Genomic DNA, 15,802 nt, shown 5'->3' with positions numbered 1-15,802 from the left:
AAGCGGTATCAGCCGGCCAGCTGTCGCATCTTCTGCAACACGGCATTCAGCCCGTTGCTGCGGGAGGGCGACAGCTGGCGACTTAATCCCAGCTGCGCATACCACTCAACCAGATCCACCTGTTGCAGTTCTTGCAACGACAGACCGTTGACCCGAGCCAGCAGCAACGCCACCAGCCCCCGAATCAACCGCGCGTCACTGGCGGCGCGGAACTGCCAGTGCCCGTCGATCACGTCGCCCACCAGCCAGACCTTGCTCTCGCAGCCGTCCACCCGATGCTCGTCGGTTTTTTCTTCGTCGCTCATGGGTGGCAGCCGATCGCCCCATTGCATCAGCAACCGTGCGCGCAGCTCCCAGCTCAATGACCCGTTGAAGGTTTCCAGCGCCGCATGCGCATCGGACGGCAGGCTCATCGCAACAGCTCCAACGCTTGATCCAGTGCGATGAAAAACCGCTCCAGATCATCGGAATCGTTGTACAGCCCCAGCGACACGCGGATTGCCCCAGAGAGGCCTAAACCGCTGATCAACGGGATGGCGCAGTGGTGACCGGCGCGAACGGCAACCCCTTGCTCGGTCAGCAGGTGCGCAAGATCGGCGTTGTGCACGCCCTCGACGATGAAACTCACCAGCGCCACGTGGGGATCGCCCAGCACTCGTACGCCGTCGCGCAGCATCAACCCGGCGCGCAGCCGCTCATGCAGGCGCGCCTCGTATTCGGCGACGGCGGATTGATTGAGTCCGTTGAGATAATCCAGCGTCGCGCCGAGGCCAATGACTGCGCTGATGGGCGGCGTGCCCGCTTCGAAGCCCAGCGGTGCAGGACGAAACGTCGCCGTCTGGTAACCGGTCTGCAGGACCATTTCACCGCCGAACTGCCAATGCTGCAGCTGCGCCAGCGCTTCATGTCGCCCGAACAACACGCCCACGCCATCCGGGCCATAGAGCTTGTGGCTGGAAAACACATAGAAGTCGCAGCCGATGTCTTGCACATCGTGTCGGCCATGGACGACGCCTTGGGCGCCATCAATCACCGTCAGTGCGCCCTTTGCCTGGGCCAGCGCGACGAGCTGCCGGACCGGCTGCCAGGTGCCGAGCACGTTGGACAACTGGCTGACCGCCAGCAATCGGGTGCGTGGAGTGATGAGTTCGGCGGCGGCCTCAACATCAATCACACCCGCCTCGGTGACGGGCAGGACCACCAGCTTCAGGTCGCGACGCAGGGCCAGTTGCTGCCAGGGCAACAGATTGGCGTGGTGCTCCAGCGCGCTGATGACAATCTCGTCGCCGGTCTGAAACACGTGCTCCAGGCCATAGGCGAGCAGGTTGAACGCGGACGTGGCGCCGTGGGTAAAAACGATTTGCCCCGATGCGCCGGCATTCAGCCATTCGCCGGCCTTGCGCCGCGTGTCCTCGAAGGCCTGTGTTGCCATCGCGCCCGGCAGGTGCTGGGCGCGATGCACGTTCGCCGCGCCATTGGCGTAGTAATGCACCGTGGCGTCGATCAGGGCTTGGGGCTTTTGGGCGGTGGCGGCGCTGTCCAGGTAGATCTGGCCTTGCCGTTGCAGGGCGTCGATGGCCGGAAAGTCAGCGCGCCAAGGAGAAATGAGGGGCATATCAGTCACGCTCGTTGAGGCGGGCTCGGCCCCTGAAGGAAACCGAACCCGCACGCAGCATCGATCAGTTGTGAGCGTGCAGCGCTTCGTTCAGCTCGATGGCCGACTTGTGGGATTTGCACTCCACTGCGCCGGTCTGCGAGTTGCGACGGAACAGCAGGTCTGGTTGGCCGGCCAGCTCACGGGCCTTCACGACTTTGACCAGCTCGTTTTTGTCGTCCAGCAGCGCCACTTTGGTGCCGGCGGTGACGTACAGACCGGCTTCAACGGTGTTGCGATCGCCCAACGGAATGCCGATGCCGGCGTTCGCGCCGATCAGGCAGCCTTCGCCGACCTTGATCACCATGTTGCCGCCGCCCGACAGCGTGCCCATGGTCGAGCAGCCGCCGCCCAGGTCCGAACCCTTGCCGACGAATACGCCAGCCGACACGCGACCTTCGATCATGCCCGGGCCTTCGGTGCCGCCGTTGAAGTTGACGAAACCTTCGTGCATCACGGTGGTGCCTTCGCCGATGTAGGCGCCCAGACGCACGCGCGCCGTGTCAGCGATGCGCACACCGGCCGGCACGACGTAGTCGGTCATTTTCGGGAATTTGTCCACCGAGAAGACCTCCAGAAAGTGGCCTTTCAGGCGAGCTTCCAACTGACGCTCGGCCAGTTCGCCTAGGTCGATGGCGCCCTGGCTGGTCCACGCGACGTTCGGCAGCAGGGGGAACACGCCGGCGAGGCTCAAACCGTGGGGCTTGACCAGACGATGGGACAGCAAATGCAGCTTGAGGTAAGCCTCAGGGGTGGAGGTCAGCGCGGCGTCTTCAGCCAGCAGCGTGGCAACCAGCGGGTTGTGGCTTTCGGCGAGTCGGGTCAGCAGTGCGGCCTGGGTGTCGTCGATACCCTTGAGTGCATTGGCCAGACGCGAGGACAGATCAGTGTTGAATGCGATGGCCTGATTGCCACCGGTGTAGCCCAGGATCGGCGCGATGGCGGCGACGATTTCAGCCGACGGGTTGAGCAGCGGCAGGGCGTAGAAAACCTCCAGCCAGGTGCCTTGACGGTTTTGTGTGCCAACGCCAAAGGCCAGGCTGAACAGAGAAGTGGACATGCAGATACCTCGTTATTTAGGGCTATCTCAATCAGGCGATAGCCGCAGCGTACAGTTCGGGTTTAAAGCCAATCAGGGTTTTTTCGCCAAGATCCAGCACCGGGCGTTTGATCATCGAGGGCTGGGCGAGCATCAGCTCAATGGCCTTTTCCTGGTCGAGGTCGGCTTTCTGCGCCTCCTCCAGTTTGCGAAAGGTCGTGCCGGCGCGGTTGAGGACCGTCTGCCAGCCATGCTCGTTGCACCAACGGGCCAGGTGGTCCCGATCAATGCCCTGGGTCTTGTAATCGTGGAAATCGTAATTCACCGATTTTTCATCGAGCCAGGTGCGCGCCTTCTTCATTGTGTCGCACGCCTTGATCCCAAACAGGTGCAACGTGTGGGTTTCCTTGGCCATCGGCCTGCTCCTTTCGGGACGGTTGAAAAAAACGGTGGAGGATTATGCCACGTACACGCCGGGTAAGCGCGGCGGGCCGACGCTTTGTCCGTTCGAGGTGGGTTTGCGCGGCGTGACCTGGGGCGACAATGGCCGGCTACCAGGGATGTATCAGAAACCCATGGCCGTTGTAGCCAGCGCTCAATTTGGCTTATTCAGCAGCTGCAGCCGGTATTGCCTGTAATGACGGTGCTCGTTTCAGCCGTACTTGGTCATCAGTGAGTCAGTGAGCGAACGCTCGGCAAGCGCATCGGTGCTCTTAAATTTTCTAAAAGAATCGCGTTGATGGATCACCTGCTGGATAAAGCCGCTTTCTCTGCGGCAGGTCGATCTCTCCGGTAGGGATTTTCCTGATAACGTCGGGCTTCAGATAAATCAGATAAATAAAGTTGTGGGCGTCGGCGGACTCCACTGGCATGTGCACCTAGCCTTGGTATAAGCCATAAGGAGGACAAGCATTTTCATGAGAACAAGGCGAGCGACTGGCTCACGGGCACTCAGAACTTTCGAGCCTGAAAGGACGCATTAAAAAGCCCGCTCGGTGGCGGGCCAGGTTACAGGGCGGAAGTGACGCGAGCTTTAATCAGGGCTTGAATAGCCAGTCGCGGGATTCTGCATTGGCCCGCAGGATTTTCGCCTTTTTCTCAATTTCCTTTTTCTCGAAATGGCTGAAGTCGATCAGTACGTGTTCCGGGAATTCCTCCGGATCTGCCTCAGTGGGCAGACCAAGCGCTTGGCACTCCATTGTGGTTATGGAGACTACGCCTGCTGAGCGACAATCTGCCCGGGAGGTGAAATGCGCGTATGAAGCCTCTGGGGTGATCTTGTCACCATCGTAGGAAGAAAGCTTTTTATCATCCTTGGGGGTGGGGCGAAAAACCTGCGAGGTGATTTTCCCGTCTTGCACAAAGCTGGGGTGAACCTGACGCAGCAGTTGAGTCTGATCATCCATCACACTTCACCCTTCGCGGCCTTGGAAATGAACGCTATAAGTAAGTCGACGTCACCTTTAGCTTCGAGATTTAGCTCCATAAAGGTGTCTGCGCCGTCCTTGATGTTCAGCCCATGCAATTCGGCAGTCTTATACCGGGGGTTGATTTCAAGACTCACGTCCTGGTATCCAGTCCTCCATTCGAACTGGAAACCGCCTTCGGCGGTGGGATAAATAAACGGTGTTGGTAACGTAGCTGGGTACTGATCTCGGAAAAAAGATTCGACCCAGTCGAATTCTTGAGGGCTCGGAACCACGCCACGACCATCTAACCAGCCAACTCGCAACAGTCTGAGCTCGTCCAGTCGCGCTAAAGGATCATTAGATTCGATGATCACGGCGTCCTCAATAAGGTCAAGGGAGTGAAGTTTCTCCAACCGGTCGAACCGCCCAACTCCGGAGACCGAAATCTTAAGTCCTTCGCGAAAACCCCGGGTGGCCTCAAGGATAGTGTCGAGGTGGATCGCATCCATCTTTGCGGTGATTTTCTTTCCATCAGCCAGGAGAAGCTCAAAGCTCATTTTTGCTTGGTCAATTTCGGGGACTAGACCGCGGACGGTTACTTCGTCCGTGAGAACCTGATTTTGAGATGCCAGCAGAAGTCGGCGCCGCGTCAGCTTCGAAAGCCTAGCAGGTCGTTCAGTGCCAGGCCGAAACTCAAGTATTTCTCCGTCGCGTAACCCCCTTCCGAATCGGTCGAAATAGCCAAGGAGGGCGGCTGGAATGTGCTCTGTTATCGACGAGCCATGCTCTGCGGCGTCGATTGCATTACCAATCGACTGCACCGCCTGAAAGAAATAGTCCTCGTTAGCTGCAGCAAAGAGCCCTGCGGTCGGATCGTTATATTCGATCACAATATTCGGGACTGCGCTCCCCTCAGTCACCGATGAGAGATTAATCGACAAATGATCTGTGAAGCCTTTGGGAGCGCGGACACGCCCGTGCTGCTCGACGAACTTCCATTTGGCAACCGCGACCACGAACTCTTCAAGAGCTGCTAAGTCTTTGAGCAATTCAAGAGGGATCGTGTGATCATCAAATCTTGCGCCGACCAGTCGCGGAGCGACGAATGGCTTTTTCATGCGAAATCCTTTTCCCGTGTGACGTCTATTTCGTAACCTGGAGCCATCAGATATCCCACCCCGCCGAATCACTCGACGGATGATCCGATGCTTGTTCATGTCGCCGCGGGATAGTAGCAGGCCGCATTAGTGCTTTTAGTTCTCGTTTTTGCAGCAGATGTTTCGTCAGCAGTAAAAATTCAATTCTGCTGTACCCACTGCTTTCTTCGCCCGGACTATCTACCCATCGCAGCTAGTATTCGTCGTGAGCGACGACAGGCTGGTCAGCCCTGATGTATCAGAAGCCCATGACCCCTTGCAGCCGCTATGAGGGGCACTTTGCCGGACGCATCGGGTCTGTTGCCGATGTCAGTCATGTGCCACACGCTTGGGGAAACACGCAATGCAATCAGCCTATACCGTCCTTATCTTGTTGACGCTGGTAGGTGTCTCGCGATTGCTGGCCCGGGTGATTCCGCTGCCGTTGCCGCTGGTGCAGATCGCCGCGGGCGCCTTGCTCGCCTGGCCGACGCTGGGCCTGCACGTGGCGCTCGACCCTGAGCTGTTCCTGTTTCTGTTCCTGCCGCCGCTGCTGTTTTCCGATGGCTGGCGCATGCCCAAGCGCGATCTCTGGCGCTATCGCGGCGCAATCCTGACCCTCGCGGTCGGGCTGGTGATTTTTACCGTGATCGGCGCCGGTTACTTCATCCACTGGCTGCTGCCTTCCATTCCCTTTCCTGTCGCCTTTGCCTTGGCCGCGGTGCTGTCCCCGACCGACGCCGTGGCGGTCTCGGCCATCGCCCAGGACCGGCTGCCCGCGCCGATCATGCGCATGCTCCAGGGCGAGGCATTAATGAACGACGCCACCGGCCTGGTCACCTTTAAGTTTGCCCTCGCAGCTGCCATCACAGGCGTGTTCTCCCTGACCGATGCCAGCCTGAATTTTGTGCTGGTGGCGTGTGGCGGTCTGGCCGTGGGCGTTGCGCTCAGTTGGGTGGTGGGGCGTCTGCGCAGCCGGATGATCACCCGGGGCTGGGATGATCCGGCGACCCACGTTGTCTTCATGTTGCTGCTGCCGTTCGCCGCTTACGTCCTGGCAGAGCGGCTTGAACTGTCCGGAATTCTCTCGGCGGTGGCGGCGGGGATGATGCAAAGCTGGGTCGATCTGCTGCCCCGCCAGACCACCACTCGACTGCTCAATCGTAGCGTGTGGACCCTCCTGGAGTTTGCCTTCAACGGCCTGATCTTCCTGCTGCTGGGCTTGCAACTGCCGGACATCATTACCGCCGTTACCCACCACGAAGCGACCCTGTGGCCGACACTGTTGTGGCGTTGCCTGGATGTGCTGGCGATTTTCATCGTGCTGGCGGTGTTGCGTTACATCTGGGTGCAGAGCGTCTGGCGGCTGATGATCCAGATTCGGCGCTGGCGCGGCAGGGGTGACGGCACGCTGGATCTGTCGACCCGTTCTTCATTGCTGCTGACGGTGGGCGGGGTGCGCGGTGCAGTCACGCTCGCGGGTACGTTGTCGGTGCCGCTGGTGATCAGCGCCGGCGTCGACTTTCCCGAGCGTGATTTGCTGATTTTCATCGCGGCAGGGGTGATCCTGCTGTCGCTGGTGTCGGCGAGCATTGGCTTGCCGCTGCTGCTGCGTGGGCAGGTCAATGAGCCGGACACGCGCATGAAGCGCGAAGTGCGGGATGCCTGGAAACGGACGGCTCAGGCGGCAATCAAGACACTGGAGAACGAAGCGATCCCCGCAGCCACGGATTCACCCGAGGCTGCGCAGGCGGTGCTCGCGATAGAAGTAAAGGCGCGGATCATGTCCGAGTACCGCCAGCGTCTGGATATATTCAACGACACCGCCGAGGCCCAGGCGCTGGCCTTCCAGATGGACCAACTGGAGAAACGCATGCGCCTCAACGCCCTGCGTGCCCAGCGTCTGGAGCTTTACAACCTGCACCGTCATCACCAGATCGGCGATGACGTGCTGCGCCTGGTGCTGGCGGAACTCGATCTCAACGAAGCCAATCTGGGTCTGGCGCACTGAGGCACGAGTAACGCCTCAGCAAGACAGGTATCAGCGGCTCGTGACGAAATCCCGGATGCGCTCGGCGGCTTCGATGCACTCGGCCAGCGGTGCGACCAGTGCCATGCGCACGCGGCCGGCGCCGGGGTTGAAGCCGTCGACGTCCCGGGACAGGTATGACCCCGGTACCACGGTCACGTGTTCAGTGACGAACAGATCACGGCAGAACTTCGCGTCATCAGTCCCGACGTTGGGCCACAGATAGAAGCCGCCGTCGGGGCGCTGCACGTCCATGACCGGGCTGAGGATTTCCAGCACAGCGTCAAACTTCTCCCGGTACAGCGTGCGGTTGGCGCGCACGTGTTCTTCGTCGCTCCAGGCCGCGATGCTTGCCAGTTGCGTTTGCACCGGCATTGCGCAGCCGTGGTAGGTGCGATAGAGCAGAAACGCCTTGAGAATGTCGGCATCGCCTGCGACAAAACCTGAACGCAGGCCCGGCAGGTTCGAACGCTTGGACAGGCTGTGGAACACCACGCAGCGCTTGAAATCCTGGCGACCCAGTTCCGCGCAGGCGCTGAGCAGCCCGGCCGGCGGGGTCGCTTCGTCAAAATAAAGCTCGCTGTAGCACTCGTCGGCCGCGATCACGAAATCGTGCTTGTCGGCCAGCGCAATAAGCTTCTTCAGGGTTTCCAGCGGGATCAGCGCACCGGTCGGGTTGCCCGGCGAGCACAGAAACAGAATCTGGCAGCGGTCCCAGACATCAGCACTGACCGCGTCGAAATCCGGGTTGAACCCATGTTCGGCCAGGCAAGGCAGATAGTGCGGAGTGGCGCCGGCCAGAAACGCCGCGCCCTCATAGATTTGGTAAAACGGGTTGGGGCTGATCACCAAACCGTTGTCAGCGCGATTGACGACCGTCTGGGTAAAGGCAAACAGCGCCTCGCGGGTGCCGTTGACAGGCAGCACATGTTTCGCCGCATCCAGCCAGCCGGCCGGCACGCTGAAACGGCGCTCGCACCAGTGAGCGATGGCTTCACGCAGCGCAGGAATCCCTGCCGTGGTCGGGTAGACCGCCATCTGATCGAGGTTGTCGGCCAGCGCCTTGGCCACGAACTCTGGCGACTTGTGCTTGGGTTCGCCGATCGACAGGGCGATCGGACGTTTGTCCGGATTCGGCGTGACGGCACCGAGCAAGGCGCGGAGTTTCTCGAAAGGGTAGGGCTGAAGCTGCTGCAGGGCGTTATTCATGTCGAATCGTTCTCAAGGCTGGGCGCCCGCACTCGTGTTCACGATGTGGCAGGGCGCCGTTGAATCAAGTCGGTATGGCTGGCCGTCCTGGCCGGTTCAAATGCTGATGCGCAACTCGCTGCCGGGCTCGGGATTGACGCTGAGCTGTTCGACGATTTCATCCTGCAGGCGTCGGCACAGCTGCGGATCGGACAGCGGCTGGTGGTTTTCATCGGTCAGGAAGAACACGTCTTCCACGCGCTCGCCCAACGTGGCGATCTTGGCGTTCTGCAGTGACAGATCGAACTCCAGGAAGATCTTGCCCAGTCGCGCCAGCAGCCCGGGGCGATCCGGCGCGCTGAGTTCCAGCACCGTGACTGGCCGTTGCGCGTCGTTGGAAATCGTCACCACAGGCGCGAAGGCAAAGTGCTTGAGCTGGCGCGGCACCCGGCGTTTGATGATCGTCGGGTAATCGTCGGGGTTGCGCAGCGCCTCGGTCAGTCCTTCGCGAATGGCCTTGATGCGCTCCGGGTTTTCACCGATCGAACCGCCTTCACTGTCGAGCACGATGTAGGTGTCGAGGGTGAACTGGCTGGTGGAGGTGATGACCCGGGCGTCGTGAATGTTCAGGTTCAGCTGGTCCATCGCCGCCACGGTCACGGCGAAGAAGTCATGCTGGTCGGGCGCATAAATGAATATCTGCGTGCCGCCTTCGAACTCGCGCTGGGTGGTTTCCTTGATCAGCACCAACGGGCCGCCATCGGCCGGCTGCTGCAAAATCGCGTCGCTGTGCCAGGCCACGTCACCTGCGGTGTGACGCAGGAAATAGTCATCACCCAGTTGGGACCACAATTGCTCGACGTCGTCGGGATCAGTGCCGCTGCGCACCAGAATATCCAGGGCGGCGCTTTGGGTGCGACGGATCTGCTCCTCGCGGTCGACCGGATTCTCCAGCCCACGCTTGAGTGCGCGCTTGGTCTCGGTGTACAGCTGGCGCAACAGGCTGGCCCGCCACGAGTTCCACAGCGTCGGATTAGTCGCGTTGATGTCGGCGATGGTCAGCACGTAGAGGTAGTCCAGATGCACTTCATCGCCGACGAACTGGGCGAAGTCGTGAATCACTTGCGGGTCGGACAAGTCCTTGCGCTGGGCGGTGGTCGACATCACCAGATGGTTCTGCACCAGCCAGACAATCAGCTGGGTGTCCCAGTGGGGCAGGTGATGACGAATGCCGAACGCTTCGGCATCCACCGCGCCCAGTTCCGAATGATCGCCGCCCCGGCCCTTGCCGATGTCGTGGTACAGCCCGGCCAGATAAATAAGCTCGGGCTTGGGCAGTCTGGCCATGAGCTTGCTGGCCAGCGGGAATTTCTCTGACACCTGCGTGTATTGCAGCTTACGCAGGTGCTTGATCAGGTTCAGCGTATGGGCGTCGACCGTGTAGATGTGGAACAGGTCGTGCTGCATTTGCCCGACGATGTGGCCGAACTCTGGCAGGTACAGCCCGAGAATACCGTAACGGTTCATCCGCCGCAGGTTGCGGTGGATGCCGATCTCGCATTTGAACAACTCGATGAACAGGCTGGTGTTGCGGATATCGTTGCGGAAATCGTCGTTGATCAGGTAGCGGTGTTCCCGCAGCAGCCGGATGGTGTCGGCGCGCACGCCTTTTATTTCCGGGCGCTGCGCCATCAGCACGAAGATCTCGAGCATCGCGAACGGCGTGCGCTTGAAAACGTTTGGATGAGTCGCCTCGATGTAGCCGTCATGCAGCTGGAAGCGCGAGTTGATCGTCTCGGTGACCGTGCCTTCATCGTCCGCGAGAATCACTTCTTCGAAGTGCTGGATGATCAGGTCGCTGAGCTGCGCGATGCTCATGACCTCCCGGTAGTACTTCTGCATGAAGCGCTCTATGGCCAGCTTGGCGTCACTGTCTTCGTAACCCAGCAGGCGCGCGATGCTGGTCTGGTAATCGAACAGCAGTCGGTCTTCGGAACGACCGGCCAGCATGTGCAGCGCATAACGGACCTTCCAGAGAAATTCCTGGGAGGACGCCAGCAGCGCGTTTTCGCTCTCCAGCAGAAAACCCTCGTCGGCCAGTGCGTGCAGATTCAGCGTGCCGTACTGGCGACGGGCAACCCAGAGAATGGTCTGGATATCCCGCAGCCCGCCGGGCGAGCCTTTGACGTTGGGCTCAAGGTTGTACTCGGTGTCGAAATATTTGTGATGACGGTTCTTCTGCTCGGCGCGTTTGGCCAGGAAGAACTCCTTGCTCGGCCACATTTCGCGGGTGCTGGTGACGGCGAGCATGCGTTGACGCAGTCGCTCGGGACCGGCAATCGTGCGGCTCTCCATCAAATTCGTAATGACGGTGAGATCGGCCCGTGCCTCGGTGACGCATTCGTCCACCGAACGCACGCTCTGACCGACCTCCAGGCCGATGTCCCACAGCAGCGTCAGAAAACGCTCGATGGAATCGCGGAAAACCTCATGGTCGGCGCTGTCCAGCAGGATCAGCAGATCAATGTCGGAGTAGGGGTGCAGTTCGCCGCGACCGTAGCCGCCGACCGCCAGCAGGGCGATGTCGGCGTCTTCGCTCCAGTCGAACTGATCCCAGGCCTGCTGCAGGATGTTATCGACGAACCAGGCGCGGTCTTCGATCAGGCGGCGAATTTCACGGCCTGACTTGAAGCGTCCGTCCAGCACCTCGCGCGCCTGACGGATGGCTTTCTTGAAGGCGGGTATGGGGCTGGCCTTCAGCGCCAGCTCGGCCTGAAACTGGCCGCGATCGAACAAATCTGGGTCCACCTGCGGCATCGAACTGCTTTCCTTCTATCTATACCGACCGTGCTAAACCGACCGTGCTGGCTGTACCGACGCTGATCGCAAGTGACTTCGCGATCAGGCCGAGGTGCGGGCGATGGTGTCATCGCTGCGCAGGGTGAATATTTCGTAGCCGGTCGCGGTCACCAGAATGGTGTGCTCCCACTGCGCCGACAGCTTGCGGTCCTTGGTGATGGCTGTCCAGCCGTCGCCCAGCAAGCGGGTGTCAGCCTTGCCCTGATTGATCATCGGTTCGATGGTGAAGGTCATGCCTTCCTTGAGCTCCATTCCTTTACCGGCCTCGCCGTAGTGCAGAATTTGCGGCTCTTCGTGGAAGACCCTGCCGATGCCGTGGCCGCAGTATTCGCGGACGATGGAGAAGCCGTTCTTTTCGGCATGTTTCTGGATCACTTCGCCGATATCGCCCAGGCGCGCACCGGGCTTGACCACTTCGATGCCTTTATAAAGGCACTCTTGGGTGACGCGGGACAAACGCTCGGCCCACTCAGGCACCTTGCCCACGTGGAACATCTTGCTGGTATCACCGTGGTAGCCGTCCTTGATGACCGTCACGTCGATGTTCAGCACGTCACCATTCTTGAGCGGCTTCTCGTTCGGAATGCCGTGGCAGACGACATGGTTGATCGAGGTACAGATGGATTTCGGGAAACCCTTGTAATTCAGCGGCGCCGGAATGGCTTTCTGCTCGTTGACGATGTAATCGTGGCAGAGGCGGTCCAGTTCGTCGGTGGTTACGCCAGGCTTTACATGGGCGCCGATCATTTCCAGCACGTCGGCAGCCAGGCGGCCGGCAATTCGCATCTTTTCGATGTCTTCGGGGGTTTTCAGTGTCACGGTCATTAAACAGGCTCTCTCGGCGCGGCGCAGCCACGGCTTGATACGGAAAAAACGCGATTCTACCAGACCGTCGTCAGGCGGGTTATCATCCCTTCTCCCATCGAGCAGGCAGGGTGCCTGACGGCTCGCACGAGGGAGGCAAAAGCGTCGGGAAAACAGGCTCTTATTTCGAGTTCCGTTATCCGGTTTTTTGTGATATAAAATGCGCCGCTTTACGGGGTCTGCCCCGAAAGCTCTAACCCACACACGTGTCGACACGATGACCTGGGTGCCTTCGGCTCAAGCCGCTGGTTGGTCATTGGGATACGTGGAGGCCTAACCCGACTTATCAAGGAACTATCATGTCCCAAGTCAACATGCGCGATATGCTGAAGGCCGGTGTGCACTTCGGTCACCAGACCCGTTACTGGAACCCGAAAATGGGTAAATACATTTTCGGCGCGCGCAACAAGATTCACATCATCAACCTTGAAAAAACCCTGCCTATGTTCAACGAAGCTTTGACTTTCGTTGAGCGCCTGGCTCAGGGCAAAAACAAGATTCTGTTCGTCGGCACCAAGCGTTCCGCTGGCAAGATCGTTGCTGAAGAAGCAGCACGTTGCGGTTCGCCGTACGTCGATCACCGCTGGTTGGGCGGCATGCTGACCAACTTCAAGACCATCCGCGCTTCCATCAAGCGTCTGCGTGATCTCGAAGTCCAGGCAGAAGACGGCACTTTCACCAAGCTGACCAAGAAAGAGGCGCTGATGCGCACTCGCGATCTGGAAAAGCTGGATCGTAGCCTGGGTGGTATCAAGGACATGGGCGGTCTGCCAGACGCTCTGTTCGTTATCGACGTTGATCACGAGCGCATCGCGATCACCGAAGCCAACAAGCTGGGTATCCCGGTCATCGGCGTTGTCGACACCAACAGCAGCCCTGAAGGCGTTGACTACATCATCCCGGGCAACGATGACGCAATCCGCGCCATCCAGTTGTACATGGGTTCGATGGCTGACGCTGTGATCCGCGGTCGCAACAACAATGGCGGCGGTACCGACGTTTACGCTGAAGAAGCTCCAGCGGCAACTGTTGAAGGCTGAGTAACAAACGCCTGGCGTTGACTCAGTACGCAAAAAGGGGGCTTGGCCCCCTTTTTGCCACCTCGAAAACCATCTGACGCCGCCATCGATCTTATTGTCATGTGCAGCAGTCACCATGGATTTTCAAGAATTTGAACGCCCGCATTGCGGGTGGAATGGTTGAAGACCTATCCAAGAGGATTTTGAAATGGCAGAGATTACTGCAGCGTTGGTCAAAGAACTGCGCGAGCGTACCGGCGAAGGCATGATGGATTGCAAAAAGGCCTTGACCAAGGCTGGCGGCGACATCGAGAAAGCCATCGACGATATGCGTGCTTCGGGCGCAATCAAGGCAGCCAAAAAAGCAGGCAACGTTGCTGCTGAAGGCGCCATCGCCATCAAGGACGACGGCAAAGCCGCAGTCCTGATCGAAGTCAACTCCCAGACCGACTTCCTGGCTCTGCAGGATGACTTCAAGGCATTCGTCGCTAAAAGCGTCGAGAAAGCCTTCGCTGACAAGCTGACCACCGTTGAGCCTCTGGTTGAAGCGATGGAAGCTGATCGTCTGGTGCTGGTCGGCAAGGTTGGCGAGAACGTCAACATCCGTCGTCTGGCGCGCATCGAAGGCGACGTTCTGGGTTCGTACCTGCACGGCAACAAGATCGGTGTGGTTGTCGTCCTCAAGGGCGGCGATGCAGAGCTGGCCAAAGACATCGCGATGCACGTGGCAGCGACCAACCCTGAGTTCCTGCTGCCTTCGGACGTTTCCCCGGAAGCGATCGAGCGCGAGAAGAATGTCTTCATGCAACTGAACGAAGACAAGCTGAAAGGCAAACCTGCTGAAATCGCCGAGAAGATGGTTGGCGGTCGTATCAGCAAGTTCCTGGCTGAAGCCAGCCTGGTTGAGCAAGCGTTCGTCAAGAACCCGGAAATCAAGGTCGGTGAACTGGCCAAGAAAGCCGGCGCTGAAATCGTTTCCTTCACCTACTTCAAAGTAGGCGAAGGCATCGAGAAGCCAGTCGACAACTTCGCTGAAGAAGTCGCTGCTCAAGTAGCTGCAAGCAAGCAATAAGACGGTTTCCAACTGTCGCCCCGAAGAGGCTGCCCGCTCACGCGCGCAGCCTCTTTGTCAAAGCGGTACGCGGAATTGTTATGGCTGCACGTAATTTGTTTTTGCAGGAAGTTGGGCCTACGAGGCTGCAATTCCCTGAAGCAGTGACCTAGAGTGAGCGCAGGTCGAAAACGGCCCGCAACTCGAACGATTTTTTTCAAACGCCGCAGGAGAGATTCGCAATGGCTCAGCAGGGCAGTGGCTATCAAGCTCGCTATAAACGCATTCTACTCAAGCTCAGCGGCGAGGCCCTGATGGGGTCGGAAGAGTTCGGCATCGACCCCAAGGTGCTGGATCGCATGGCCCTTGAAGTTGGTCAGTTGGTCGGCATCGGCGTTCAGGTCGGCTTGGTCATCGGTGGCGGTAACCTGTTCCGCGGCGCAGCGCTGAGCGCGGCCGGCATGGATCGGGTCACTGGCGACCACATGGGCATGCTGGCCACCGTGATGAATGCGCTGGCCATGCGTGACGCGCTGGAGCGCGCCAACATCTCGGCCATCGTAATGTCGGCCATTTCCATGGTGGGCGTGACCGATCACTACGACCGTCGCAAAGCCATGCGTCACCTGAATGCCAAGGAAGTCGTGATTTTCGCGGCCGGTACCGGCAATCCGTTCTTCACCACGGATTCGGCAGCGTGCCTGCGCGCGATCGAGATCGACGCTGATGTCGTGCTGAAAGCAACCAAGGTCGATGGTGTGTACACTGCCGATCCATTCAAGGACCCGCATGCCGAGAAGTTCGATCGTCTGACCTATGACGAAGTGCTGGATCGCAAGCTGGGTGTAATGGATCTGACAGCCATCTGTCTGTGTCGTGACCACAAGATGCCACTGCGTGTCTTCAATATGAACAAGCCCGGCGCCCTGCTGAACATCGTGCATGGCGGAGCGGAAGGTACTTTGATCGAGGAAGGCGAACAATGATCAACGAAATCAAGAAAGACGCTCAAGAGCGGATGAAGAAATCCCTTGAGTCCTTGGCCCATGCATTCGGCCAGATCCGTACCGGCAAGGCCCACCCGAGCATTCTCGGCAGTGTGATGGTGCCGTACTACGGTTCCGACACCCCGTTGAGCGGCGTGGCCAACGTGACCGTGAAGGACTCCCGTACGCTGCAGGTCGTGGCGTTCGAGCGCAACATGCTTTCTGCGGTCGACAAGGCCATTCAGAGTGCTGGTCTGAACCTCAACCCGACCAACCTGGGCGAGATGCTGTTGATCTCCATGCCTGCTCTGACGGAAGAGACCCGCAAGGGTTTCACCAAGCAGGCACGCAGTGCCGCAGAAGACGCTCGCGTTGCCGTGCGTAACATCCGTCGTGACGCTTTGGGTGAACTGAAGAAGCTGGTCAAGGACAAGGAAATCAGCGAAGACGAAGAGCGCCGCGCTGCTGCCGACATCCAGAAGCTGACGGACAAGGCTGAGGCTGACATCGACGCCGCGACCAAGTCCAAAGAAGCGGACCTGATGGCCGTATAAGGGCCGGGAAGCTT

At 59.3% G+C, this 15,802-nt stretch carries 14 protein-coding genes; 5 read left to right on the top strand and 9 right to left on the bottom strand.

All coding sequences use genetic code 11. The features are described from left to right. Positions 1 to 8 precede the first annotated feature (8 nt). The 6 genes from M1E04_RS19335 to M1E04_RS19310 all read right to left on the bottom strand — a co-directional run bounded on the left by M1E04_RS19335 (position 9) and on the right by M1E04_RS19310 (position 5,220). Positions 9 to 413, bottom strand: coding sequence for a SufE family protein (locus M1E04_RS19335; RefSeq protein WP_456291881.1), 405 nt, complete (start codon positions 411 to 413; stop codon positions 9 to 11). After that, positions 410 to 1,615, bottom strand: a complete 1,206-nt coding sequence (locus M1E04_RS19330) for an aminotransferase class V-fold PLP-dependent enzyme (protein ID WP_456291880.1) — start codon at positions 1,613 to 1,615, stop codon at positions 410 to 412. The genes M1E04_RS19335 and M1E04_RS19330 overlap by 4 nt, the downstream gene beginning before the upstream one ends. 64 nt (positions 1,616 to 1,679) lie before the next feature. Beyond that, a complete protein-coding gene (dapD, locus tag M1E04_RS19325; RefSeq protein ID WP_065989858.1) occupies positions 1,680 to 2,714 on the bottom strand; it encodes a 2,3,4,5-tetrahydropyridine-2,6-dicarboxylate N-succinyltransferase in 1,035 nt (344 codons plus the stop codon). Between the two features lie 31 nt (positions 2,715 to 2,745). Beyond that, positions 2,746 to 3,108, bottom strand: a complete 363-nt coding sequence (locus M1E04_RS19320) for an ArsC family reductase (RefSeq protein ID WP_410927887.1) — start codon at positions 3,106 to 3,108, stop codon at positions 2,746 to 2,748. 622 nt (positions 3,109 to 3,730) lie between these two features. Beyond that, on the bottom strand, positions 3,731 to 4,099 hold the full coding sequence (locus M1E04_RS19315) for a hypothetical protein (protein WP_456291879.1): 369 nt from the start codon (positions 4,097 to 4,099) through the stop codon (positions 3,731 to 3,733). Continuing rightward, positions 4,099 to 5,220 (bottom strand): hypothetical protein, encoded by a 1,122-nt coding sequence (locus M1E04_RS19310; protein ID WP_456291878.1) that lies wholly within the window; start codon positions 5,218 to 5,220, stop codon positions 4,099 to 4,101. The genes M1E04_RS19315 and M1E04_RS19310 overlap by 1 nt, the downstream gene beginning before the upstream one ends. A gap of 382 nt (positions 5,221 to 5,602) precedes the next feature. On the opposite strand from M1E04_RS19310, the gene M1E04_RS19305 reads away from it, so the two are divergent. Beyond that, positions 5,603 to 7,249, top strand: coding sequence for a Na+/H+ antiporter (locus tag M1E04_RS19305; protein ID WP_456291877.1), 1,647 nt, complete (start codon positions 5,603 to 5,605; stop codon positions 7,247 to 7,249). A 30-nt stretch (positions 7,250 to 7,279) separates the two neighbouring features. Here M1E04_RS19305 and dapC read toward each other — a convergent pair whose 3' ends face one another. From dapC to map, 3 genes are all read right to left on the bottom strand, one after another. Then, on the bottom strand, positions 7,280 to 8,476 hold the full coding sequence (dapC, locus tag M1E04_RS19300; RefSeq protein WP_065989852.1) for a succinyldiaminopimelate transaminase: 1,197 nt from the start codon (positions 8,474 to 8,476) through the stop codon (positions 7,280 to 7,282). Positions 8,477 to 8,572: 96 nt separating this feature from the next. Further along, the gene (locus M1E04_RS19295) at positions 8,573 to 11,272 is read right to left on the bottom strand and encodes a [protein-PII] uridylyltransferase (protein WP_065989850.1); all 2,700 of its coding nucleotides are present in this window, start codon (positions 11,270 to 11,272) and stop codon (positions 8,573 to 8,575) included. Between the two features lie 84 nt (positions 11,273 to 11,356). Beyond that, positions 11,357 to 12,139 carry a type I methionyl aminopeptidase gene (map, locus tag M1E04_RS19290; protein WP_192132179.1) on the bottom strand — a complete coding sequence of 261 codons (783 nt, stop codon included), beginning with the start codon at positions 12,137 to 12,139 and terminating at the stop codon, positions 11,357 to 11,359. A 338-nt stretch (positions 12,140 to 12,477) separates the two neighbouring features. Here map and rpsB point away from each other — a divergent pair, with 338 nt between their 5' ends. The 4 genes from rpsB to frr all read left to right on the top strand — a co-directional run bounded on the left by rpsB (position 12,478) and on the right by frr (position 15,788). Then, positions 12,478 to 13,218 carry a 30S ribosomal protein S2 gene (rpsB, locus tag M1E04_RS19285; protein ID WP_192132177.1) on the top strand — a complete coding sequence of 247 codons (741 nt, stop codon included), beginning with the start codon at positions 12,478 to 12,480 and terminating at the stop codon, positions 13,216 to 13,218. A gap of 187 nt (positions 13,219 to 13,405) precedes the next feature. Beyond that, positions 13,406 to 14,269, top strand: a complete 864-nt coding sequence (tsf, locus tag M1E04_RS19280; protein ID WP_065989847.1) for a translation elongation factor Ts — start codon at positions 13,406 to 13,408, stop codon at positions 14,267 to 14,269. A 221-nt stretch (positions 14,270 to 14,490) separates the two neighbouring features. Continuing rightward, positions 14,491 to 15,234: a UMP kinase gene (gene pyrH / locus M1E04_RS19275; RefSeq protein WP_037014256.1), complete on the top strand. Its 744-nt coding sequence runs from the start codon at positions 14,491 to 14,493 to the stop codon at positions 15,232 to 15,234. After that, entirely contained in the window at positions 15,231 to 15,788 is a 558-nt protein-coding gene (gene frr / locus M1E04_RS19270) for a ribosome recycling factor (RefSeq protein ID WP_065989845.1), read from the top strand. Before pyrH ends, frr begins: the two co-directional genes overlap by 4 nt. Positions 15,789 to 15,802: the final 14 nt, after the last annotated feature.

The organism is Pseudomonas sp. AK106, assembly GCF_053903055.1.
Note: the sequence above shows the minus strand (reverse complement) of the source record. Positions and strands in the feature narration are given on the sequence as shown.